Origin of the sequence: Paenibacillus sp. LHD-117 (assembly GCF_030929555.1) — a bacterium.
Lineage (GTDB): Bacteria > Bacillota > Bacilli > Paenibacillales > Paenibacillaceae > Pristimantibacillus.
The window spans coordinates 55,276-79,071 of the sequence record NZ_JAVFVT010000014.1 but is presented as its reverse complement, the minus strand read 5'-3'; the positions used below and the strand labels follow the sequence as shown (position 1 = coordinate 79,071).

25 protein-coding genes are annotated in these 23,796 nt (G+C 55.6%); 5 read left to right on the top strand and 20 right to left on the bottom strand.

The window, feature by feature from the left end:
- Positions 1–2: 2 nt before the first annotated feature.
- The 13 genes from RB620_RS12865 to RB620_RS12805 form a co-directional block, all read right to left on the bottom strand.
- A complete protein-coding gene (locus tag RB620_RS12865; RefSeq protein ID WP_308094882.1) occupies positions 3–527 on the bottom strand; it encodes a prepilin peptidase in 525 nt (174 codons plus the stop codon).
- A 12-nt stretch (positions 528–539) separates the two neighbouring features.
- Positions 540–1,577, bottom strand: a complete 1,038-nt coding sequence (locus tag RB620_RS12860) for a TadE family protein (RefSeq protein ID WP_308094880.1) — start codon at positions 1,575–1,577, stop codon at positions 540–542.
- Entirely contained in the window at positions 1,543–3,786 is a 2,244-nt protein-coding gene (locus tag RB620_RS12855; RefSeq protein ID WP_308094878.1) for a TadE/TadG family type IV pilus assembly protein, read from the bottom strand. The genes RB620_RS12860 and RB620_RS12855 overlap by 35 nt, the downstream gene beginning before the upstream one ends.
- Before the next feature lie 29 nt (positions 3,787–3,815).
- Complete coding sequence (locus tag RB620_RS12850; RefSeq protein WP_308094876.1) at positions 3,816–4,532, bottom strand: TadE/TadG family type IV pilus assembly protein; 717 nt, start codon at positions 4,530–4,532, stop codon at positions 3,816–3,818.
- Positions 4,533–4,560: 28 nt separating this feature from the next.
- Positions 4,561–4,749: a Flp1 family type IVb pilin gene (locus RB620_RS12845; protein ID WP_308094875.1), complete on the bottom strand. Its 189-nt coding sequence runs from the start codon at positions 4,747–4,749 to the stop codon at positions 4,561–4,563.
- 40 nt (positions 4,750–4,789) lie between these two features.
- Positions 4,790–5,659: a type II secretion system F family protein gene (locus RB620_RS12840; RefSeq protein WP_308094873.1), complete on the bottom strand. Its 870-nt coding sequence runs from the start codon at positions 5,657–5,659 to the stop codon at positions 4,790–4,792.
- Between the two features lie 15 nt (positions 5,660–5,674).
- Complete coding sequence (locus RB620_RS12835) at positions 5,675–6,529, bottom strand: type II secretion system F family protein (RefSeq protein ID WP_308094871.1); 855 nt, start codon at positions 6,527–6,529, stop codon at positions 5,675–5,677.
- Complete coding sequence (locus RB620_RS12830) at positions 6,507–7,748, bottom strand: TadA family conjugal transfer-associated ATPase (protein WP_374121403.1); 1,242 nt, start codon at positions 7,746–7,748, stop codon at positions 6,507–6,509. Before RB620_RS12830 ends, RB620_RS12835 begins: the two co-directional genes overlap by 23 nt.
- Complete coding sequence (locus tag RB620_RS12825; RefSeq protein ID WP_308094867.1) at positions 7,738–8,907, bottom strand: P-loop NTPase family protein; 1,170 nt, start codon at positions 8,905–8,907, stop codon at positions 7,738–7,740. The genes RB620_RS12830 and RB620_RS12825 overlap by 11 nt, the downstream gene beginning before the upstream one ends.
- 345 nt (positions 8,908–9,252) lie before the next feature.
- Positions 9,253–9,651 (bottom strand): nucleoside-diphosphate kinase, encoded by a 399-nt coding sequence (gene ndk, locus RB620_RS12820; RefSeq protein WP_308094865.1) that lies wholly within the window; start codon positions 9,649–9,651, stop codon positions 9,253–9,255.
- 34 nt (positions 9,652–9,685) lie between these two features.
- Complete coding sequence (locus tag RB620_RS12815) at positions 9,686–10,486, bottom strand: pyruvate, water dikinase regulatory protein (protein WP_308094863.1); 801 nt, start codon at positions 10,484–10,486, stop codon at positions 9,686–9,688.
- On the bottom strand, positions 10,483–11,118 hold the full coding sequence (locus RB620_RS12810) for a helix-turn-helix transcriptional regulator (RefSeq protein WP_308094861.1): 636 nt from the start codon (positions 11,116–11,118) through the stop codon (positions 10,483–10,485). Before RB620_RS12810 ends, RB620_RS12815 begins: the two co-directional genes overlap by 4 nt.
- 373 nt (positions 11,119–11,491) lie before the next feature.
- Positions 11,492–13,276, bottom strand: coding sequence for a M3 family oligoendopeptidase (locus RB620_RS12805; protein WP_308094859.1), 1,785 nt, complete (start codon positions 13,274–13,276; stop codon positions 11,492–11,494).
- Positions 13,277–13,405: 129 nt separating this feature from the next.
- Between RB620_RS12805 and RB620_RS12800 the strand changes: the two genes are divergently transcribed.
- Together RB620_RS12800 and RB620_RS12795 are read left to right on the top strand one after the other, a co-directional pair.
- Positions 13,406–13,606, top strand: a complete 201-nt coding sequence (locus RB620_RS12800) for a YycC family protein (RefSeq protein ID WP_308094857.1) — start codon at positions 13,406–13,408, stop codon at positions 13,604–13,606.
- Positions 13,606–13,848: a hypothetical protein gene (locus RB620_RS12795; protein WP_308095014.1), complete on the top strand. Its 243-nt coding sequence runs from the start codon at positions 13,606–13,608 to the stop codon at positions 13,846–13,848. Before RB620_RS12800 ends, RB620_RS12795 begins: the two co-directional genes overlap by 1 nt.
- Positions 13,849–13,893: 45 nt before the next feature.
- Here the strand turns inward: RB620_RS12795 and RB620_RS12790 are convergent, their stop codons facing one another.
- The gene (locus RB620_RS12790) at positions 13,894–14,607 is read right to left on the bottom strand and encodes a DUF2225 domain-containing protein (RefSeq protein WP_374121402.1); all 714 of its coding nucleotides are present in this window, start codon (positions 14,605–14,607) and stop codon (positions 13,894–13,896) included.
- Positions 14,607–14,996, bottom strand: coding sequence for a globin domain-containing protein (locus tag RB620_RS12785; protein ID WP_308094855.1), 390 nt, complete (start codon positions 14,994–14,996; stop codon positions 14,607–14,609). Before RB620_RS12785 ends, RB620_RS12790 begins: the two co-directional genes overlap by 1 nt.
- Before the next feature lie 543 nt (positions 14,997–15,539).
- Here RB620_RS12785 and ylbJ point away from each other — a divergent pair.
- Both ylbJ and RB620_RS12775 read left to right on the top strand, forming a co-directional pair.
- The gene (ylbJ, locus tag RB620_RS12780; protein ID WP_308094853.1) at positions 15,540–16,679 is read left to right on the top strand and encodes a sporulation integral membrane protein YlbJ; all 1,140 of its coding nucleotides are present in this window, start codon (positions 15,540–15,542) and stop codon (positions 16,677–16,679) included.
- Positions 16,680–16,768: 89 nt separating this feature from the next.
- Positions 16,769–17,560 carry an NAD kinase gene (locus RB620_RS12775; protein ID WP_308094851.1) on the top strand — a complete coding sequence of 264 codons (792 nt, stop codon included), beginning with the start codon at positions 16,769–16,771 and terminating at the stop codon, positions 17,558–17,560.
- A gap of 50 nt (positions 17,561–17,610) precedes the next feature.
- Here RB620_RS12775 and RB620_RS12770 read toward each other — a convergent pair whose 3' ends face one another.
- A complete protein-coding gene (locus RB620_RS12770; protein ID WP_308094849.1) occupies positions 17,611–18,324 on the bottom strand; it encodes a YutD family protein in 714 nt (237 codons plus the stop codon).
- A 30-nt stretch (positions 18,325–18,354) separates the two neighbouring features.
- Positions 18,355–19,347: a lipoyl synthase gene (lipA, locus tag RB620_RS12765; protein ID WP_308094847.1), complete on the bottom strand. Its 993-nt coding sequence runs from the start codon at positions 19,345–19,347 to the stop codon at positions 18,355–18,357.
- 226 nt (positions 19,348–19,573) lie between these two features.
- Here lipA and RB620_RS12760 point away from each other — a divergent pair, with 226 nt between their 5' ends.
- A complete protein-coding gene (locus tag RB620_RS12760; protein WP_308094846.1) occupies positions 19,574–20,653 on the top strand; it encodes a M23 family metallopeptidase in 1,080 nt (359 codons plus the stop codon).
- A gap of 90 nt (positions 20,654–20,743) precedes the next feature.
- Here RB620_RS12760 and RB620_RS12755 read toward each other — a convergent pair whose 3' ends face one another.
- From RB620_RS12755 to RB620_RS12745, 3 genes are all read right to left on the bottom strand, one after another.
- Positions 20,744–20,935 (bottom strand): hypothetical protein, encoded by a 192-nt coding sequence (locus tag RB620_RS12755; RefSeq protein ID WP_308094845.1) that lies wholly within the window; start codon positions 20,933–20,935, stop codon positions 20,744–20,746.
- A 271-nt stretch (positions 20,936–21,206) separates the two neighbouring features.
- Positions 21,207–22,334 carry a sporulation protein YunB gene (gene yunB / locus RB620_RS12750; RefSeq protein WP_308094843.1) on the bottom strand — a complete coding sequence of 376 codons (1,128 nt, stop codon included), beginning with the start codon at positions 22,332–22,334 and terminating at the stop codon, positions 21,207–21,209.
- A 469-nt stretch (positions 22,335–22,803) separates the two neighbouring features.
- Positions 22,804–23,793: a PfkB family carbohydrate kinase gene (locus RB620_RS12745; protein WP_308094841.1), complete on the bottom strand. Its 990-nt coding sequence runs from the start codon at positions 23,791–23,793 to the stop codon at positions 22,804–22,806.
- Between the last annotated feature and the right edge of the window lie 3 nt (positions 23,794–23,796).

The window sequence follows — 23,796 nt, the reverse complement described above, 5'->3', positions numbered from 1 at the left end:
GATCATGGAAATATGGGCCAAATCGTGACGACCGCTGGAGCAACGGCTATCATGAACGGCATTCGCTTGCTTGCGCCCGAACGTTTGATCAAACCCCGGTTGGCTCCCGACCGATTTATCTCGCCGCCAGGGTGGACGATAAGCGAGTCTATCAATCTCCCGATCGCGCCCGAAGCGAACCGTCGCGCCGCCAGCAGAATCAGTCCGATCAGACCGGCGTACACGATCGACGCCATCATTAATTGAAGGACAGCCGCGGCGCCGATCCAAGCCCCTGCCGCCCCGAACAGCTTCACGTCTCCCGCCCCGATTCCGCCTAATAGATAGAGCAGCAGGAACGGAAGAAATCCCGCTGCCGCCCCCCACGCCGCCGTTCCCGCTCCCGCGATCCCGTTCGCCAGAACGTGGAAGAGAATCCCCGCGGCGAAAAAAGGAATCGTCAGCCGGTTCGGGATCGTTTTTTTCGTTAGGTCCGTGGCCAGCGCGGCAGTTAAAAGCAGCAATGCTGCCACCGTTGCTAGACTCATGACATTCCACCTTTACTTTATGGATGCGGCCGTAACGGATTCGCTCCGGTCCCTTTTCTCCACGACAAAATGTTTCGACACGCTGGCCTCCCCTCCGTTCGATTGAGCTTGTACGGTTAGCTGCCAGATCCCGGGCGTCGTGTTGCCCGATACATGCCAGGTCCATGATGCAAAACCGTTGCCGTCCGCCGTCGCTTCTCCCAAGTGCTTCGCCTTGCTTGCTCCGCTCTTATACATGACGCCAAGCGAGACGGAAATGCCCGGCTCCGTTCGAACGAGGACGGTCGCTTTGTGCCCGGGCCGGAGCGGCGACGGCGATATCGAGACAATTTGCAACAGCGGCATAATGTCGCTGCCTTCTCCGATCTTGGAGCCGTAAGACGCGGCAGCCGCATCGCTAATCCAAACACGTTCGAAGGCTTGCTCTCGAAGGACGATTGATTTTCCTAACAAGGGGATCTTCACCGGGAATTCGTATTGCAGCGCGACGATCAAATAAGCGGTTTCTTTGGTTTTCAAATCGGGCAAGGTCAGCCTGGCGAGCTTGATTCGCTTCGGATCAAGCACGGAATCGACGACGAATCGGCGAGCTAGCGGCTCGACGATGCCTCGTCCCAGCTCCGTCGCGGCCATATCGACTAACGGCCCCCAATCGCCGCGAAGCGCTGAGCTTGCCAGCTCTCCCGCAGGGTCGGGCAGCCATTCCGCCGCTTCGGCCGCCACTTCGCCCCATTCAGGGAGCGGGACTGGAGTCGGCAGCGACGGCAGCGCCCCGGTTAGGCCGCTTGCGATACCTTGCTGCGCCAACTCGGCGGGATACATGTGCGAAGCCATGCTTCTCGCGGTCTGCGCGGCCGCCGAATGCAGCGCCATCTGCGCCGTGCACAAGGAAATGACCAGCACGAACGAAGTTAATGCGAGCAGGATGAGCGGCAACACGATGGCCGCTTCCATGACGATGGAGCCTTCCGCTCTGCCCAATAAGGAACGCTCGGGCAGCCGGGCGCCTAGCCTTTTAATACGACCAGCCCACGGTTTCTGTCGTCTCATAACGCCCTTCCTTCACCCTTCCCTTCAACACGCCTAACCTTCCGATCATCTTCGTCACGCTGGGCAGAAACCATAGTTTAACCGATACCGTTGCTTCTCCGGTCACGCCGGTGGGCACCTGCGCCAATACCAGATCGCTGTTCTGCTCGATAACCGCGATCATGCGACCTAGCCTTTCTTCTTCCTTTCCGCCATGGAGCAGCGCAAACAACCGCAAGTAATCCAGGTAGGACAGCTCGGTCTTTACGTATTTGGACAATGGAGCCGCTCCCTTCTGCGCGAAGGCGAGCATATCTTCCGTCGTTTTCTCTATCCCGTAAAGAACGGCGGCAGATAAGATGAGCAGCGGGTGTCCGAGCGTTCGGCTTGCGATTAGCCCTTCCATCGTGCGGATCGCAAGCCTAGCGCCGAACAATTCGCCATAAGCCGCGATCAGATTGCCCATAGGGTCGTGAAATCCGTAGAGAACGTATTCCATCTCCTGATTATGGAAGGATGCCGCCTCCGCCACCCCTTCCACGTCGCCATGCTGCATCAGATCCAAAAGCTGCTGCGGAGCGAAGTGGCTGAATTTGCCTGCCGCATACTCCCCAAAATAAAAAACGTCCCGGCTCTTCGACAGCATCTCAGACATCCCCGAGAACAAACCTTCCATCTGCCGGGAAGACAGCTCCACCGCTTCGTCGGCATTTTGCGCTTGCATGAATCGTCCCCCTGGCTCGGCCGACGCGTTTCCCTTCTGATTGAACAGAAGATTGTCCTCGAACCGTTGCTTGACTTGCAAAAACAGCTCCCTGTGCTCCGGCAGCTCTCTCAGGCTAGCCAAGCCGTTCAGAAGCCTCCCCGCTTCCTTCCATGCCGAAGCCGTCTTGGCTTCTTGCGCCTGTAGCTGCCCCTTAAGATCCGCGTTCATCAGCTCCGTCCTGCGCTTCGCCAGTACGGATGCTTGTCCGATGTAGGCAGCCTCGTAATGGTTAACGGCAAGCTGGATTTCCGTGACGCCCAGACCGAGAGGCGCCTGCGCCGACGTTAATTGCGGATCTGTCATCGCCTGCGACAGCCGGGACAACATTTGGTCGATTTCGCTCGTAACGCCCGTTCCGTCGGTCCCCTGTTCGTTCAGCTCATTCCGATACGCAGTAAACCATGCAGATTCCCGCACCAGCCTATCGCCGGTCTTGCGAATCTCCTCAATCTCCGCGGCCGCGGTCCCCGAGGCCGGATAGGACTCCGAGCCGGGAACCTTCTTGCCTTGAACGCCGTCGTAACCGCCGGGAACCGGATTTTGAGCGCGATTCGCCACTCTTCTCATTTCGTCGTTCACCGCTTCCGCCTGAGCCAGCTTCTGCTTCGCGGTGGACAATAGCTCGGCGTGTCGTCGCTCAAGCTTGGCGCTCGCTGATCGAAGCTGCTGCGTTGTTGCCGATACATCGTCTTCATAGGACTGGATTTGGTCCGCATACGCCGGCTCCTTCCCTTCGTTTCGCTCGGCATCCAGCAGGAGATATCCCGCATACTCGGAGAAACGTCCCAAGAGCAGCTGCACCGTGCCGGATTCGCCGTTGCTGCCCGCGGATGCGGCTCCGGCCGGCACGAGCGGAAGCGCCTCGCCGCCTGATACGGCTTCCGCAGCTTGCTCTTGAAGCAGCAGCGAGCCCTCGAGCAACGCCTCCCGCTTCTCGTAAAGTCTGCGGAGCTCGCCGAGCGTATCGATGGCGGTACTGCTTTGTTTGAGCGACTGGGCGAGCGGGACAAACTTGGCGACGACCTCGAGCGTAAAGTCGACGGGCGCTTTGTATTTCATCTCCTCCAATACTTGTCTTGCAAAAACGCGATGTTCTCCAAGCACGTCTGACGTATTCAGCTTTCCAGATTCGACTTTCGTCCTGGCAAGTCCATAATCGTCATCGGAGCCGGCCTGCTTTCCCCCGAGATTCCCTTCAAGAACATCCTTGAAGATTGTTTCTCCTTCCGTGCCTCCTCTTCCGAACAATCCGTATCGTTCATAGAGCCATGCATCGTAGGCCGACAGCACGGACCGGACGCCGGACCGAGCAGCGTCCTCCGTCATGAGCTGAACCGACATGATTCTCGCGTAATCGATCAATGTTCCGAAAAACAGCAGCAGCGAAGAGAGTACAATAACCGCGAAGATCGTCACCGTGCCGTCTTCCTTCAACCACAGCCGCCGCCATTTGATTACACGCATGCTCGTCCTCCTCTGTCCCTGATGCTTCGTTATGGCTGGCTTCCGTTACCGTACGATGCCAGCACATCCGCAGCTTGTTTTTTCGTAGTTGGATTCGTCGCGGACGCGTTCGCGAACTTATTGGCGTAATAACGCGCCAAGTCTATGGTGCGTATGAACGAAACCGGCTCAGTAATGAGTGCGCCTGAAGCAGCCGATGGATCGCCGATCCTGAATCCTTCCCCCGGATAAAGAAGGGCAGCCCCGATCGGTTTCTCCAGCTTCACCTGTACGAGCCGATGCAGTCCTTCATTCGTTCGCGAAATCTCACCCGCGTAGGATAGCCCAGCCGCTATGAGCCAATCGGACGCATTCGCAAGTTTTTGCTCCGCCGGACTTCCGCTTCCCGACTCCGCCCGATCGGACGGCAACAAAACCGAAGCCGATTCGACGTCGCTCGCCAGCCCGAACAAACTTCCGATCGCCCCATCCGCCCGTAACCCGCCGTACAGTTCATCGTATCCCTTCTCCGACAGCATCCCGCTTCGCGGATCGCGGCGGCTATTATCCCAGCTGAATGCGGCACGCTCGGACGTGATCGAAGCGGCATACGTCACGACAACGTTCTGATAGACAAACATGCCCACGAACAAAAACAGGAGAATAAGCGAAAACAGGATCGGAAACACAAACGCCGACTCCAGGCTAAAACTCCCGTCCTCCCGGGCAAGGAACCCCTCTCGGCGCGTTCGGCACAAACGAAACATGAAGCCCGCTCCGGGCTTCGCGCGGCAGCTAATTTTCGAAGATTCGGTTCGCTTCGTCATCCGCTTTGCCCATTAAGTTCTCGATTAGCTCGATGATCCAATCTTTAAACAGAAGCGCAATGATGATAACGACCGCGATAATCAAAATAATTTCCAGCGTACCGAGTCCTTGCTCGTTCCTCCAGAACGATTTCCAACCAAACATGAGCTTCTTCATCAGCTTTCATTCCTTTCTGTAGTCGATATCGAAAAACTTGCTAGGACATAAGCATGAATGCGGGGGCCGCGACGATCACCATCATAATGAACAAAATGCCGACCAGCGGAAAAACAAGCTTGGAGGATGCCTCCTCGCCGCTCGTTCGCGCAGCGGCCTTCCTCTTCTCCCATAGCGAATAGGAGAACTCCCGCAGCGCGAGAACAAATTGATCGCCTCCCCTGTGGTAATTCAGCAGGACGACCGTTGTGAATACCGCCGCCTCCTGAATGGCGCAGCTTCTGTTAAACCTTTCGATGGCCGTGCCGAAAGACTGGCCGTTCTTCATCGCCATGACCGTATGCCGCCATTCCTTGTGAAGGGGATGCGCTGAGTTTTCCTTCCCTTCCAAACTTTTGGCGAACGCGCCTTGCACCGTCTCTCCAGCGCCAACAAGGAGCATGAGCCTCGCCAGCATATCCGGAAGCGCCGCTATGATAGCCCTTCGCCGGCGTTCCACTTCGCGCCCCGCCTCTATGAAGCGGCGAAGCACTAGGACGATCGCAATTACCGCTCCCATGGCGGACAACATGGATTCGCCCGCTAACCACGACAACCAAACGCTTGCGACGAAAGCGCAATAGGCTTGTCCGAGCGCCGCCGATACTTCCGCTTTCGTTTGATCCATGGACCATGACACGCCGTTTAGCACCGTGCGCTGGCGATGCAGCTTTTCTACCCGCTGCTGCACGAGCTCCCAACGTTCCGTTATGCCGAGCAAACGGCGAAACGGCCGATCCAACAATCTCGTCCTCCATCCGCCATGGAGCCGCTGCCGCTTGCGCAAAGCTTCGATGATTTCCTTGGCCGCTGCCGCACCGATCCAATAAAGCCATGCCGCCGTTACGATACCTGCAGCCGCTGCGATCATTCGGTTCCTCACTCCTTACATTTCAATGGACATAATCTTGAAAATGAGCCAAAAGCAGCCCGCAAGGAGCAGCAGCGCGAACGTCAACAGCACATAACCGAACCCTGCGTATAGCGGCGCCATATAGTCCGGAGCGGCAAAACCAAGAAAACCGAGAAAAACAAACGGGACTGCCATCATCACCGAGGCTTCAAACCGCTTCTGCGCCATAAGCACCAAAATTTCGCTGTCGACGCTCATCTTCTCTCCGATCATCGCAGACGTCCGTTTCATGACTTCCAGAAGGTCCCCGCCCGAACGTTTGCATGCGGTAAGCGTATCGGCAAACATCGTAATTTCGTCGATTCCGGCTCTCCGGGCGAAATCCCGAACGGCCTCCTCCAACGTCACCGATTGATCCAGCCGATAATGAATGACGCGCAGCTCCTTGAGCATATCCGCATACGAGTCCGAATAGAGCAGGCTAAGATCCTCCAACGCGGCACGAAACGCATTTTCGACCGAACGGCCTGCGGCAAGCGATGACGCAAGGGAGAACAACATTTCCTTGAACTGAAGTTTTAACCGGTTCCTTCGCTGCCGGAGCAAGGACGCTTGCCTGATTCTGGGCGCCGCTGCTCCGGCAATCGCGGCGATGGCGGAGACGACAATCGAATGATAGAACAGATAAAACGCCGCAAAGAGAACGGCGGATCCAATCAGCACGGAAGCCGCAACTTGCTTCCGGCTCATCCGGTAGCTGGTGTAGTCCTCCAACATACTTCGGTTAGGATGGTCCCGCCCGCTGTCCGCGAATACGGCTTCCCATCCGCACCTCCGGAGCGCTCTCCGCCAGTATGAGTCCGGATTATCCCAAGCGATTGCCTTCATGCGCAGCCATCGTCTCCTTCCCTGCAAGTCTGAGTTTATTCGTTCGTACCAGCAGGCAATCTGAACGGATCAATTGGCCGGTTGGAGCGCCCTCCGCCGATTCCTTCCGAACGAATAACGCGTTCAGCTTGATTTCGCCATCCGCAAGGCCTGCCATTTCGCAAATTTCGGTCACTCGCCGTTTCTTGTCCCTGCCTCTGGCCAAATGAATGACAATGTCGATCGCGGAAACGATCTGCTGACGGATAACCGGCAGCGGCAGCTCCGCCGCGCTAAGCGCCATTGTCTCGAGACGCCGCATCATATCGATGGCGCTGTTGCCATGCCCAGTCGAGATGGAACCTTCATGCCCCGTGTTTAGCGCCTGAAGCATATCCAGCGCCTCTCCCCCGCGGACCTCCCCCACAATAATTCGATTCGGGCGCATTCGCAGCGAGGCGCGAATCAGCTCCCGGATCGTGATCCTGCCTTTCCCTTCCGTATTCGCGTTTTTGGTCTCAAGTGATACCAGATTAGGCACCGAACGGATTTGTAGCTCGGCGGAATCCTCGATCGTCACGATTCGTTCATCGCTTGGAATATGCTGCGACAACGCATTCAGGAACGTCGTTTTCCCCGTGCCGGTACCCCCGCTAATAAAAATGTTATACTTCGCTTCGACCAGCGCTTTCAAAAAATCCGCGGCTTCTTCCGTCAATGAGCCGTTCTCGACCAGGTCGGCCATGCTCATGGGTTGCTCCGGAAACTTCCGAATCGTCAAACATGGACCCTTCAGCGCTACCGGCGGCAGAACGACATGTACGCGCGAGCCGTCCGGCAGCCGGGCGTCGACGATGGGAGAGGATTCGTTCACGATACGATTGACGCCGGCCACGATGCGTTGGATGAGATCCTGCAGCCGCTCTTCGCTCTCAAAGCCTTCTTGCAGCATCGTTATACACCCATGGCGCTCGACGAATATTTCCTTGTGCCCGTTGACCATGATTTCATTGACGGCGGGATCATCCATTAGCGGCTGAAGAATATCCAGCCCGCGGAAGGAATGGTATAGCCGCCTAACGAGCTTCACCTTCTCCGTCGCGGGCAACGAATGGCGCTCGCACCATTCGAACACGGCGGCCTCGGACTTGCGCAGAAGCTCTTCGTCCGAGATCGCCCCGCCAAAGTCGATGGTCGCGCGTATCCGGCCGCGAAGCTCGGCGATCTCGTCATCCGGCAGCACGTACGTTCTCCCCTTCCTTCAAGGATTGTTTCAAAAGCTTGCAGGCAGCCGCCAAGTAAGCGGATGAAGTCAATGGACGATGACTCCCGCTATCGCGCCACTCCGGCACTTCGGGCAACCACACCGGCGTCTCGCGGACGCCGAACATCGTTCTCCAATCCCGGCCATCAGCCTCCATGCGACTTCCATTAAATACGAGTTGGCTTCGGTTCAGCACTTCGCCGTACCGCTCTCCCTGCATCTGCCTGGCATACCTCATCGCTTGCTGCTGTTTGCCGATGACGGAACGATCATCTTTCACGACCTCGTAAACAATGCCGGAACGTTCCAACAGCGACAGCTGCGGCTCGGCCCACCCGTCATCCAGATCCAGTACGACAAGATCATATCGACCTGAGAAGGCAATGGCATCCACCAGCGTAAGCGCATCTTCGCCGCTCAACGTAATCCGATCTTCCGGATTGCAGAATCCCGGCACGTAATCGCATTTGAGCAGCGGACTATATTGGCAATATTTCGCGATCTGCCCGCCGTTCGAGGAAGATCCCGACTTCACCCGATATAGCAGATCGGATAACCCTTCATGCGGCTTTCCCTCCTTCCCGCCGCTAGCCAACCATACATTCGATGTATCCCAACGTTCCATATTAAGATAACAGGCACGCAGCCCGATAACCCCCGCCGCGCTAGCCAGATGCAGCGCAATCGTCGTCTTCCCGACGCCTCCGGCCGCAGAATGAACCGCAACAACGCCAGCCCCGCCTAAACCTTCTGCTTGATTACGATGTCCTTGCCGTCCAATCGCTTGCAGCTCCATGTGCGAGCTGTTTCTAACCATCTCTTCCAAAGCCCCCATGAACAGAGGCAGCGACTGATATTGCAGCAGCTCCCGATCCTCTACACTATCGCTAAGCCGATCTACCAAAATGACCACGGGTTTGCTTCCCGCATGATCGCGCAGCTCTGCCGCCAGCTCCTTCTCGGCGGCAATGACATCGATCCCGAAGCCTTGTTTCATATATTGCTTGCATGAATTCGCGCTCGTGAACGCCGTTACTTGCCAGCGTTCCGCGAACGAGCTCCCCCGGATATAGTCCGCCAGCCTCCTGACGTATTCTTTATCCCTTGCCGCAACGGCCAGCTGCAGCTTGCTCATCGGCCCTCCCCCTCTCGTGACTCCCGCTCGCGTCGCTCCTTAAGGCAACGCAAAAAAGCACCGCAATGGAAACAGCTTATCGCTGCTTCATTACGGTGCTTCCGTTAGTGATTTAACTTTGGTTAAAATTTACCATATGATGATTGATCCCGTCAATCACTTTTAGAGGTTGTTCAAAAAGCCCACTTTTGATCACGAAGTATATCAGGTAGCGTATTCGACATCGAATATTGAATTCAGCCGAAACTTCCGGTGCTCACGTAGCTATCACTACGCTCCGCTCCTCATTTTCTAGCTTCATCCAATCTTCTCGGTGCTGAAAACCGGACTTTTTGAACATGCAATTTAATGGAAATAGAGATTAATTTCTCTCTCGGCATTCTCGTCGGAATCGGAGCCATGAACGATATTGCTTGCAACATCGATGGCGTAGTCCCCGCGGATCGTTCCCGGCGTCGCATCCGACGGATTCGTCGCGCCGATAATCGACCTCGCGTTTTTAACCGCGTCCTTCCCTTCGAGCACCATCGCAAATACGGGGCCGGACGTAATGAAATCCACCAGCTCGCCGAAAAACGCTTTCGAACTCAGATGCTCGTAATGCACCTCCGCTACTTCCCGGTCCAGCTGCATCAGCTTTGCGTCAGCCAGCTTAAACCCTTTTGCCTCGAATCTAGCGACGATATGTCCCGTGAGTCCGCGGGCAACGCCGTCAGGCTTAACCATTACAAATGTTCGATCCATCGTAACCCCTCCGTCTATTTATAGGTATTGACAATTATTTGGTAAGCCATTCAATAATGATTCCGGCTGTTTCTTCAATTGCCCTATTCGTTACGTCGATGATCGGGCAAGATAATGTCTCCATGACGGATGCGGCATAATCAAGCTCTTCCTTGATCCGCTCGGGCGATGCATATTGGGCGGTTGACGGCAATCCCAACGCCTTGAGCCGCTCGGTACGAATCTCGAGCAGATGGCTGGGCTGCATCGTCAAACCAACGATCAATCGGCCGGGACCCTGCTTCAGCTCCTCGGGCGGATTGACCTCCGGCATAAGCGGCAGGTTCGCCGCCCGTATCCCTTTGTGGGACAGGAATACGCTGAGTGGCGTCTTCGAGGTGCGCGACACGCCGATGAGCACCACCTGCGCCTGCATGAGGCCGGTCACGTCTTTGCCGTCGTCGTATTTGACCGCGAATTCGATCGCTTCGATCCGTTTGTGATACTCTTCGTCGATCGAATGGAGAAGGCCGGGCTGCCTGCGCGGATGGTCATTGAAAGTATCGACGTAAGCCTGCATCATCGGACCCATCACATCGACTGCCCGCACGCCTTGCTTGACGGATTCTTCGCGCATCAATTCTCTCAGCTCCGGCTGTACAAGCGTATAACTGATAAACCCGCCGGTTAACGAGGCTTCTGCAACGATTCGCAAAATCTCGTCTTCCGTACGAATGTGGCCATACCGTTTTATTTTGACGTTGTCGGAGGAAAATTGCCTTAGTGTTGCTTTCGCGACGGCTTCCGCCGTCTCTCCAACAGCATCCGAACACACATAGATGTAAGGCTGTTTCATAAACCGGGCTCCCCCAATTCCTGCGAGGTTGCTATGTCCGCCATCAAACGAATGATATTCGATTTGGACACCCAACCCGTAACGACGGGCTGCTCGCCATTCTCGCCAGAAGCGACGGTTACCGGCAAACAATCCACCTGATGCAAGGACATCTTGCGGATGGCATCCCATACGGAATCATCAGGCGACAACGTCACGATGTTGGGGTACCGCGTCATCACCATGCTAACGGGAATGGAAGCCGCGCTCGCATTGCCTAACGTGATTTTGAGAAGATCCTTCGGAGTAATGATGCCGGCGAACCGCTTATTCTCCGTAACGACGAGGAGCGTGTCCGCATTCTCCGTAAACAAAGTAATAACCGCGTCGTGCACGGACAGCGAATCGGGAATGTTGACCGGGACGCCTTGTACGTCCTTCACTTTCATCGCGTTAAACCGCTGCAGCGGTTCTCCCGCCGATCGGAATGTATTTCCGAGGAAATAGCCAACCTTCGGCTTCGCGTCCAACATCCCGAGCATGACGAGCAAAGACAGATCCGAACGAAGCGTCGGCCGGCTTACGCCCAAATATTCCGCGAGCTGCTCGCCGGTTACGGGCGAATGTTTTTTCACAAGATCCAAAAGCTCCAACTGCCTGGAAGAAAGCTGAATCGTTCTCCCCTCTTTCCTAGTTTCCGAATCGATCGGAAAGGCATATTTGACTCACATTCAATTGGTAATGATAACGTTTTCCGTCATTAACATATCATATTTTCATATGATGTACAATATAAACGATATAGTTGTCATGTTAAATCCTCAATCGATGCCTTTCGATGATGAGCGACCTTCAGCTTTGCAAAGCAAAGCATCTTCGTAAGCACAAGGTAGGTTTTATCGCCAAATAGAATTTCGGTTTTCGATCGCTCGAAAACTTAAAATTCTATTGTGGTAAAAGCACAAAAATACCCCGACGCAATCCGCAAAAATTGCATCGGGGTTCTCTGTTTTCGTTGCGCCGCGTTTACTTCTCTTCCGTCATGTCCAGGAACTGCTTCACGTCGACATCCGTCAGCGCGACGGCCGCACGCCAGAAGTCCGCCTTCTCCAGATCGACGCCGAGATGTTTCCGAGCCAGCTCTTCCACCGTCATGCTTCCCGTGTCGCGGAGAAGGGCGACGTATTTGTCCGCGAACGCCGGACCTTCTTCCAACGCTTTGGCATATAGCCCCGCGCTGAACAAATAACCGAAGGTGTACGGGAAGTTGTAGAACGGCACGTCGGTGGCGTAGAAATGCAGCTTCGACAGCCAGAAATACGGATGGACCTCGCCAAGCTTATCTCGATACGCTTCCCGCTGCGCCGCTTCCATGAGCCCGTTCAGCTCGTCCACGGATACTAGCCCCTGCTTCCGCTTCTCGTAGAAACGGGTTTCGAACAGCAGGCGAGCATGGATGTTCATAAAGAACGCAACCGAACGCTGGATCTTATCCTCCAAGAGTCCTAGCTTCTCTTCGTTGTCCTCAGTTGCCTTCAGCGCGCGGTCCGAAACGATCATCTCGGCGAAGGTCGACGCCGTCTCCGCAACGTTCATCGCATACTCCTGCGCGAACGCAGGTTTGTCGTTCATCACATGCTGATGGTAGGCATGGCCAAGCTCATGCGCAAGCGTCGAAATATTCGACGCGGTGCCTGAGTACGTCATGAAAATGCGCGTCTGCCCGCTCTTCGGGAACGCTGTGCAGAAGCCGCCCGGCCGTTTGCCCGCGCGATCCTCCGCTTCGATCCAGGCGTCCTTGAACGCCATCTCGGAGAATTCCGCTAGGCGTGGATCGAACTCCCGGAACTGTTCGATGATGAACGCCGCTCCCTCGTCGTACGATACCGTCTTCGCGGACGAGCCGATCGGCGCTTCAACATCATGCCAGTCGAGCTTCTCTACGCCAAGCAGGCGGGCCTTGCGCTCAAGATAGGCAACGAGCGATGTTTTGCCCTCTTCAATGGCGTCCCACATCGCGTTTAGCGTCGCCTCGCTCATCCGGTTAATCTGAAGCGGCTCGCGCAGCACGTTGTCCCAGCCGCGGTTCTCGTACAGCTTCAGCCGGAAACCGGCCAGCCTGTTGAGCGTCTCCGCTCCGAGCTCCGCGAACGACGACCATTCGCGCTCCCATTCGGCGAATGCTGTCTGGCGCACGGTCCGGTCTCCGTCCGAGAGCCGGTTGAACATTTGTCCCGCGGACAACAGCTTCTGCTCGCCGTTCTCCTCGACGCGGAATTGGGCTCTGGACACCAGCGTATCGTAAAAATCTCCCCAGCCATGATAACCGTTGATCGCGAGATCTCCGGCTAGCGCTTCCAGCTCCGGCGCCATCTTCTGCTTCGCAATTTCCCGGCGTTCACGCAAGTTGAACGCGATCTCGGATACTTCCGGCTTGCCGAGCAGTTCCTCCAAGGCGGCATCCTCGACGCCGCGAAGCATATTATCGTATTTCGTCATGGCCGACGTGTACTTGGCCGCGATCGTCTTCACGCGATCGTTCAAGACGCCCGCCGCGCCGTCCTTCATATTTTGCGCGACCAAACAGGCCACAAACGATTCGGATTGCCGAAACGCAAGCAAGATCTCTTGGGACAAGGCCGTCATCTCGAGCAACCGGCCTACCGGATCGCCGTTATTACCGGAAAGCAGCTCGTTCAGCTTCCCGATCCCGTTCTCCATGCCTGCAAGCTCGGCTGCGAACGCCTCGGACTTCGAACCCCCCGGATAAAAAACATCCAAATTCCATTGCAAAGGATATTGATTAGCCATATACCTCTCACCTCGTCATATGTAATGAGCCATCCAATAGAAAAAACCGAGCAGCTTCCGCAATCCATTTGCGCAAACCCACTCGGCGGTGTATAACATTATTATATCTATAATGGAGGAAAACGCCACATGTCCAAACCGTTGCAAATTTCGCCCGATACGGCGATCAAGCTCTCGAAACAACTGAACGTGCCGATCGAGCGCCTCATGCATATGCCTCGCCATATCCTGCTGCAGAAACTGGCGGAGCTCGCGAAATCCGAATCGGAGCCCGCTTCCGAGGAAGCCGCTTCGGCGAAACCGGCAGAGGAGGATCCCTCCCAGCAATGATGATCCCATTCGAGAACACTTGGCCTTACGAGTCAGTAATGGGCGATCTGTACGTTGCCGAGTGCCCATTCTGCGACGCGGAGAACGTACTTCTGCTGCTGAAGCCGGACGAGCTTCCCGTCATTCGCGAAGGCAAAAAAAGACTGATGGTATTCCCATGCTGCCATGGACGGATCACGATCGTGGACGCGGATCAGGATTATTTGCTGGCCGACGGTCCGCTTCGCAAGTCCAAAGTCTGATTGTTGGTCCCCCAGCCTCCTGTTCCGCACAAAAAACGTCTATGATTATGCCGTACTCGCCGTCTCTTCTGTACCGCCGGCCAAAGACGGACCTTGCTCCATCTCCTCGCGAACAAGCTGCCATTGTTCGCGGCAAGCCCGAATCATGGCCGCGTCCATGATTCGTTTGTCGCTGACGACGCGCGAGAACCATTTGACCGCTTCATGCCTTTCCCCGATCCTTCGATTCAGCTCCCCGATAAGGAACATCAGCCTCGCGTTGTTCAAGCTAATGCCTTCCAGCTGGTACACACGTACGTATGCCTCGAGCGCATAGGTCAAGAACCGTCTTTCTTCCTTCTCGTTGCCCTCGTAACGGTACAACCAAGCGATATGATGAAGCAATCCCGAAATAATCCGATCGGGCGCCCCCGTCACCTGCGCCGTCAGCAAAGCGAGCTTGTAGGTCGCCATCGCTTGTTCCGCCGAACGTTCCCCGCCGTAGTCGAGTCCTTTCCAATTCGAGCCGATCCGGTCGTAATAATCTAATTTCTGCTTGTCGCTCAGCCGTTCGAGGCCGTTCTCCGTCGAAGCGTAGCCGCAGCTCGGGCATACCCGCACGACATAAAAATCCGGATTGACGCCCTTCGTGTAATAGCCGCAAAAATCTGAATCCATGCGTGTTGCTTTCTTGAAACTCGGGCGCACTCTAGCTGTCAGGTAAGTGGTTTCGCAGCAAATGCAAACAATCTTGGATTCATACAGCGGTTCCAAGGGGATCACGTCTCCTCTTCAGATGTGTTGACGAAATGATACGCAGGTCCCGACAACCGTTCGATAATTGCCGCCTGCAGCTCTGGCGCAAGCCCGGTTTCCTCGAGCGCCCGGCGCATGCAGCCCAGCCATGCGGCCGCATGCCGCGGCGTTATCGGGAAGGGCAAATGCCTCGCCCGCATCATGGGATGGCCGTATTGGTCGGAGTACAACGATGGACCTCCGAAAAATTGAGAAAGAAATAAAAACTGCTTGTCCATCACCGGATTGATATCCTCCGGGAACAGAGGGCCTAATAAGGGATGCGCTTGCACCTTCGGATAAAACGATTCGACTATAGACCTAAGTCCTTCCGCTTCGCCGATCGCCTCATAAAGGCTTATATTCCTATTCATCGTCATCTTCATCTCCAATATGTAGGTATTTAGTATTATATCATAAGGTGAAACGGCTGTCGCCGTCCTTTGGCGGCGCAGCGCGTTTCATTCCGAGAAATATAAGCACAGTATAGAGAAAACTTATACTTTCTTATATTTTAAGAAAAGTTTCCTATGGACAAAAAAAAGCCCGCGGTCGCGGGACTTAGGGCTTATGATGGTAAGCAACCGGTTGGTTAGGTTTCGTATTCCTCTTCGTTTGGTGCCGCGATGGACTCCCTGATGACGTAGACAAAAGCGCAGACAAGGATGCCGGCGATAATACTCATAATCATCACTCCAAGCGTGTCAGGATGATTCTATTGTACCATAAAAAACGTCGTTTAAAACCTAAAACGCAAGCGTTTACAAACTGTAATGTTCCTGTAACATTCCGTAATAGTGCATGTTCAAAAAGTCCGGTTTTCAGCACCGAGACCTCTAATAGTTATGGATGTCCCAAACCCGTCATATAAGTAGGTATAGAGTCCGTACAGGCTATCCATTCGAAGGAGGAACGAGATGCTGCGCGTGATGATCCACCCCTTGTCCCTGACGGCGTTGTCCGCGTTGTTCATCGCGCTGCTCATGGCCGTATACCCGGACGAAACGTTATATTCTTCCTTGCGCGGCTTATCGATCTGGTGGCAGGTGCTGTTCCCTGCCTTATTCCCGTTTTTCGTCATCTCCGAGCTCATGCTCGGCTTCGGGATCGTTCATTTCTTCGGCAAATTGCTCGATCCCCTCATGCGTCCTCTGTTCAGGCTTCCCGGAATAGGCGGTTTCGTCGTCGCGATGGGTTATATGTCGGGTTATCCCGTCGGCGCGCGGTTGACGTCCCAGCTTTGGGAGCAACGACTCATAACGAGGAACGAAGGGGAGCGTTTAGTCGCGTTCACGACGACATCCGATCCGATCTTTCTGATCGGCGCGGTATCCGTCGGTTTTTTTCACAACGTTGCGCTCGCGCCGCTCCTGGCCGCCGCCCATTACGGAAGCGGATTTCTTATCGGACTTTTGATGAGATTCCATGGGATGCGGGAAGATTCGGCTTCCGCGCCAACCATAGGCGGCACTCCGGTTCCGAATGCTCCCAGCCCTTACGGCGCATTGGAGCCCCACGGTTCGAAGTCTGGCAGGAGACCGACCCCACGTTCCAAAAGCCGGCTGTATATCGCGCTGCACGCCATGCATGAAGCAAGGCTTCTCGACGGCCGAAGCTTGGGCAAGCTTCTTCAGGATTCGGTCCAATCCGCGCTTAAGCTGATGATCGTCGTTGGCGGCCTTGTCGTATTTTTCTCTGTCGTCATGGAAATGCTTACGCATGCGGGCCTCGTGTCAGCGCTTGCCGAAGGGCTTCGTCTCATCTTCAGTCTCTTCGGCTTGCCGGCAGCGTTAGCCGACGCCTCCATTTTCGGCTTGTTCGAGGTTACGCTCGGCGCCAGAGCCGCAGGCATGGCCGGTACCGGACTTCTGCATCAAGCCGCGATCGCAGCTTGGGTGCTGTCATGGGGAGGCTTATCGGTCCACGCGCAGATCGCCAGCTTGATCAGCCGTACGACGATGCGGTATCAGCCCTTTCTGGCAGCGCGGTTGCTGCATGCTTTTCTCGCCTCGGGCATGGTCTATCTGCTGTGGGGTTGGCTTGGTCCTCCGCATTAACGCGGCAAACCGTCATTCGCATCGTTGAAATAAGCGGCAATTTCCGATATCATCTAGATACGACTGACTGTTCGGAAGGAGAAAGCGACTTGAAATACGCCGTAATCGACAGAGGGGACCCGGTATCCAAATCCCTGGTTCAACAATTCCACGCCCTTGCCGCCGAAAGAGGGTTCGTCTTGCATGAAGAGAGACCCGAATTCGTCATCTCCATCGGCGGAGACGGCACTCTGCTTCAGGCGTTCCACCAACATGTGGATCATATCGCGGACGTCGCTTTCATAGGTATTCACACCGGTCATCTTGGTTTCTACGCGGACTGGAACGCGGATGAGCTGGAGGAATTGGTGAGGCTGATGGCCGAGGAAACGCCTCGTTTGGTCCGCTATCCGCTCGCCCAGATCGAGGTTGAGACAAGCACGGAGACGCTCCATTACTTGGCGCTGAACGAATTTACGCTGAAAGGCGTAGACGGAACGTTGGTCGCCCAGATCAATATTAACGACGAGCTGTTCGAAATGTTCCGAGGCGACGGGATCGTCATTTCGACTCCTTCGGGAAGTACCGCATATAACAAAAGCTTGGGAGGCGCCATCGTTCACCCTTCCATCGAATCGCTTCAGATCGCCGAGATCGCTTCGATCAACAATCGGGTATTCCGGACGCTTGGTTCCTCCGTTCTGCTGCCGAAACATCATCATTGCGACATCATCTCCAAAAAAGATCAACGCATCCAGCTGAGCGTCGACCATGTGAACATGATGTACGGCGACATCCGGTCGATCCGATGCAGCGTCTCGACGCGCAAAGTGACGTTTCCTCGTTACAGAGCCTTCACGTTCTGGAACCGCGTACGCGAAGCCTTCATCGATATGACTTAAAACAAAGACGCCGGGTACTCCGTTTGGGGAGCGCCCGGCGTCTCTTTCGTTTACTGTTGCTGTTGCTGCGACTTATGATTCTGGCCTTCCGAAGCGGCTGCCGATTCGCTTGCGGCAATCTTCATCGGTTTTTTGGCGCGATGGTCGTGATGGCGGTTGCGGTTGTTCTTCCGGTACGGTTGGTCGCGGCGTTTGCCCTCTCCGCCTTCCGCCGAACGCCCTTGGCCTTCTTGCTTCGAAGGGTTGCCCTGCTGATTGTTCCCGCCATGGTCTTTGTGGCTGTTGTGGCCGTGGTTATGCCTATGCCGTCCGCCTGAATGGGAATCCCTTCGTGAAGGTGCAGGCCTTACGCTCTCTTCGACTTGCTCCAACTCCGCGGAGATAGCCGTAGCCGCGGATTCCGCGGCCGCACGAAGGTCGTAACCCTCCAAGCGAGGCGCATCCGGCTCATAGTTCAGATCCAGATCGTCTTCATCCGGCTCCCGGTTTGCGTTCTGCTTCTTCTCCAGAATGAAATACGCGCAGCCGAAATTGCAATATTCATTAATGTAATCCGAAACGCTGGAGAAGTTGCTCTCCTTACTCGCCTTCTGATGGCCGTCACGGAAAAATCCCTTCAGGCGAAGCTGGTTGTAGCCCCAGTCCCCGATAATGTAATCGTATCTCTCCAGTACTTCGCTATAGCGATTGCGGAAGGCTTCGGGATTCCACCCGTTCCTGTTCTCGTGCATGAGCTCGTACGACTTGCCTCCGATATGAATCAAAGCCACTGTTCCACCCCACTTCAGCGTCGATTAATTAGCTCCGGCCAGCGCGCCCGCGGCAGCGCTAGCGCATGAGCCCGAAGATTCCAGGCCGTAGCCCGTGCCTTCTGCTTCGGCCTGATCGGCCGTGTCCGCCGCGATTGCCGCATGCGCGGAATCCGTCTGTTCGTGCGCATGGTACGAGCTGCGGACGAGCGGTCCCGATTCGACGTGGCGGAATCCGCGATTTTTGCCCTCTGCCTTAAGCTGGGCGAATTCGTCCGGGTGAACGTACCGTTCGATCGGCAGATGTTTCGGCGTCGGCTGCAGATACTGGCCGAGCGTCAGAATGTTGCAGTCTACCGCGCGGAGATCGTCCATAGCTTGCAAAATTTCTTCATATTGTTCCCCTACGCCAAGCATGATGCTGGATTTCGTAGGAATTTTCGGTTTCATTTCTTTGGCGCGCTTCAGCAGCTCCAGGGAGCGTTTGTACTTTGCTTTCGCGCGGACGCGGTCGGACAGGCGTTCCACCGTCTCGATGTTATGATTTAGGATATCCGGGTTCGCATCCATCACGACCTGCAGCGCATCCCAATTGCCCATGAAGTCTGGAATAAGCACCTCGACGCGGCAGAACGGCAGCCGCTTCCGGATCGCCGTAATCGTAGCCGCAAAGATGGACGCCCCGCCGTCGGCCAAGTCGTCCCTAGCGACGGAGGTCACGACGCAGTGCATGAGACCCATCTGCTCCGCTGCTTCCGCCACGCGCTCCGGCTCTTGCAAGTCAAGCTCCGTCGGCATGCCCGTCTTCACCGCGCAGAACCGGCAAGCGCGCGTGCAAATATCGCCTAGAATCATGAACGTCGCCGTCCGGTTGGACCAGCATTCGTAAATATTCGGGCAACGCGCTTCTTCGCATACGGTGTGAAGCGTCTTGTTCCTCATCATGTTTTTGATTTCGGCGTAATTGCCGTCGGTCGTTAATTTTATGCGAAGCCAGTCCGGCTTTGGCAGTTTCTCGCGTTTGTTGCGTTCGCTCATGTATGTTCCCTGCTTTCACGTTCTGTTATAAGTTTACGGCATTGCCATCATTATAACACGCCATGCAGGCAAAAAGTAATGATAAGGCTTTCGAGATTAGGCCGCTATCCATAGTTTATCGGAATGTTATCTATCGCAAACCGATATAAGTCGGGGATTTGGGATAAAAACGGAAGTTCTGCAAAACATAGCGTTATGACCTCATGCTTCCGAAAGGGTGAGACGTTTGAAGGCAATCATTCCGATAGCCGCGTTTGTTGCGGCTGCATCGATATTAGCCGTGCCGGCAACGAGAGCCGCAGCTGCTTGGGAGAACGGAACAGTTTATCGCCCGGCGGCGATTTATGCAACTCGTATTGCCCGATCCGCGGCGGAAGAGGCAGGGGCCGCGAACCCGTTCGACCAGCGCCGGGATCTGTACGACAAACTTAGCAGCGTTACGGGCGTCGAATGGTACTGGATCGCGGCAGTGGATCAATATGAACGCTCCATGTCCAAAGCGAAGCCGAAAACCCATCCGATCCTCGGACAGACTGCCGGCGTGTTCGTTGAGCCGGAGCGTTGGGCGGGCACGCTTAATCCCGACGCCGAAGACAGTTCGCCGGTGTCCATCCGATTCTTCAACGGCATCGGGAAGGACGGAGACGGCAACGGATTCGCCGAGCGGACGAACGACTTCGACCTGCTCTACTCGCTCGTCTCCTACATGAGCGCGAGCGGTACGTCGGAAGTCCGGTTCCCGGCGGGCGTATGGGATTATTACCGCAACAGCAGGGCCGTGCAGCGGGTTCAGCAATTCGCCTCCATCTATAGGCATTACGGCAAGCTGGACTTATTCGAGCATGCCTTCCCGCTGCCTCTCGGCACCACCTATTCCTACAAGGATACATGGGGCGACCGAAGAGGCTGGGGCGGACGCCGCAGCCATGAAGGAACCGATATTTTCGCCGGCCATGGGACTCCCGTCCGCAGCACCTGCTACGGCGTCATCGAAATCAAAGGCTGGAACAAATTTGGCGGCTGGCGTATCGGCATTCGCGATTTGAACAATCACTATCACTATTACGCGCATCTGTCCGGGTTCGATAAGTCCCTTGGCGTAGGCGACATCGTGGCGGCCGGACAAGTCGTCGGTTGGGTCGGCAGCTCCGGCTACGGCAAGCCGGGAACGTCGGGCAAATTCCCTCCGCATCTGCACTACGGCGTCTACAGCGATCGCGGCCTCGTGGAATGGGCGTTCGACCCGTATCCGATGCTGCGTCGCTGGGAACAGTCGGAGCGAAAGCGGCTTCGTTCGAAACAGTAAGGTCGATTATGGCATAAGAACCCGTCACTTCGCTGACGGGTTCTTATTTTTCCGACGGGAAATTGCTTATCCAATGCCAGCGACGACCGACTATCGCAACCTACCTGCTGCGCCGTTTGCCTGCCGCCTTTCCATACCGCCTGCCGTTACTGCGACCTGCTGCCTACTGCCTGCCGCCTGCTGCCTGCTGCCTGCTGCCTGCTGCCTACTGCCTGCCGCCTGCCGCCTGCTGCCTAATGCCTGCTGCCTGCTGCCTGCCGCCTTCTGCATATTGCCTGCCACCTGCTGCCTCCTGCCAACTGTTGCCTCAACAAGCTATCCCGTTGCCGTTGCTGCATTCTGTACAGCATTTCCGAAACAAAATCGCATCATATCCATGTATTTCTGTATTTTGTGCAGCAATTTGGCCCTAATTTTCCGTCCACGCCATGAATATGCGAAAAATGCTGTATGTTATGCAGGAATGACTTTGCCCCAACATTTGATGCAAAAAAATGCTGTACGAATTGCACCATTCGAATCATTTTGAAACTCATCCACCGTCTCGTATTCCTTATTCCGCTTCCATTTGAAGCAGCGAATCCACTTGCGTCTCTCCGTTGTCCGAAGTATGGTCCGATGGCAGCGAATCCGCGGAAGGTTCCTCTTCTGTCCCTGCGTCGTTCGGATTTGTCGTTACGCCTCCTCCGGAACCTTGCTCCAGCGGCACCGAAATATTCGGAGCTTGCTGCGCCGATTCCCCGACGGGCTTGCCCGTGCTATCGTAGTAATACATCGGCACGTCGCCGACCACCAGCAAATACGAGATCGGAATTTCCGTATCGACGAGCTCGGGCTCCGAATCGAACGGGATGATGATGGACACCTCGGCGACGACTTTGATGTATACCTCTATCAGTACCATATTGATTCCCGCGTTGCGCTCGCGCGTGCTCAACTCTACCTTGGCCGCGCCGACAGGCTCGAACTTAACGGGCACCGTCGGACCGAAGGACGAAATAATAGCGCTGCCGACCGCGTGTCCGATCGGAATATGCTCCGGAATATCTTTAATTTCGCTAAGCGCTGCCTGCACGGTTTGCACCGTTTCCGACGTGATGCTGATATGCTCCGCGTAATTCAGCATGAAGCCGGAAATTTTGCCGTTCGCGTTCATTTTCCAATCGATCAATTTATCGGCTTCAGACTTGCGCGCGACCTGATCCGTAATCGCTTTGTTGATCGCCTGCGTCGCCACTTGCTTCACCCTTATCTTCGCGATGTTCATGAGCGGCGGACGCAAATTGCGCTCGATGAAAATAAAGGACGGTATCGTAAACAACATCATAAAAACGAGCATCCACAGCAGCAGCGTCCGCTTGCGCATGCGGGGCCGGCTTCGAGGCTCTCTCGGCTTCGTTCCCCAAACCGCCGGTTGCGAAACCCGCTTTGAGCGGCCGCCGAAGGAGAACATTGGCGACCTCCGGCTGCTTCCCCAGCTTGCGGCCGGCTTCGCCGCTGCCGGTCTCGTTCCCCACTTGATGCCGCTCCCGCTTGCCGAGCTCGATTTCGACGCCCCGCTTTTTCCGCGCCCGCTTCCCCAGCTCACCGTCTTCACCCGGCGGAACGAACCGCCGGAGCCATGGCCGGACAGCGCGTCGCCGATCCGGTGCCACCAGCTTTTTCTCCCCCATTTCGCCATCGTCATCCCCTCCGATCCTGTCCTGCTACATACCCAAGCTTATGCGGGGAGGGAGCAAAAAAGAAACGGAAGGACTTAATCGGCGGAGGTTCGAAGTTTGCTCCAAATGACAAAAACCATTCGATGATATAACGGAACTCAGCGCTCTTATTACGCATTATTGAGCCCATTTAGATATCTAACGGAGCCCACAACTCTTAAATCGATTGAAAATGGTATTTTTTCAGGAATAGTAACATAATAAGACTCCTTACTTCCGTTAGATTTCCAAATCGAATAAAAATGAACCGAATAGCGACGACTGCTTCCGTTAGCGTCCGAGAACAACCGCAACCGCAATGGCATCGGTTTTTCAGGATCGTTCTACTAGGTTTCCCAGATTCCGTTGAGATTCCGTTGATCAAACGGGCTTTGCAAAGCAAAAAAAGGCGGTTGTCTAATGACAACCACCCTCCTAATAACAGCTTCCTCACTTCTCTTCCAATTCTGCAAAAGTCATTGCCTGCTCTAGCGTCGGAAGCGACGGGATCGCGCCTTTACCGGTCGCGGTCAACGCGCCCATCGCGTTGGCGAACGCGAGCATTCGAAGCAGCTTCTCCTCCGTCCAAGCCGGCGAGGACAAGTCGTCCTCCCCAAGCAGGCGGTACAATACGCCTCCGAAAAAGGCGTCGCCCGAACCCGTCGTGTCGACGACGTCCACTTTGAAGCCGCCATTCCTTGCCGTAAGCGCCGCCCCGTCTACCGAAGTCGTCCGGCAGTAGCTGCCATCCGGCCCAAGGGTTACGAGGAGCAGCTTCATGCCGTATTGCTCCATCAACTGCATGGAGCCTGCATCCAGCTCATCCGTGCCGGTCAGGAACAGCAGCTCCTCCTCCGACACTTTGACGACATCGGCCAACGCCATCCCTTCCAAAATCGCGGCCCTCGCATGCTCCGCGTCCCGCCACAGCGACAAACGCAGGTTCGGATCGTAGGAGACGACCGCGCCGCTCTCCTTGGCCAAAGCCGCCGCTTCCAGCGTTGCCGTGCGCGAAGGCTCGTTCGTCATGCTGATGGAGCCGAAATGGAACAAGCGGGTACCGCCGACCAACCCCCGGTCTATTTGCTCCGTCCGCAGCAGTTGATCGGCTCCTGGCTTGCGGCAGAACGTAAAGGAACGATCGCCGCCCGGGTCCAAATGGACGAAGGCAAGCGTCGTCTGCGCTTCCTCCGTCACGATCAAGCCTTCGACGTTTATGCCGCTGCCGCGCAGCGTATCCGCAAGGAAACGCCCGAACGCGTCGTCGCCGACCGACCCGATAAAAGCCGTCCGAACGCCCAGCTTCGATAGGGCAGCCAGCACGTTTGCCGGCGCGCCGCCGGGATTCCGTTCATATAAGGGTTGACCCTGCTCCGATTCCCCGTGCGGCGTAAAATCGATCAACAGCTCCCCGAGCGCTACTACATCCATCTTCTTCATCCC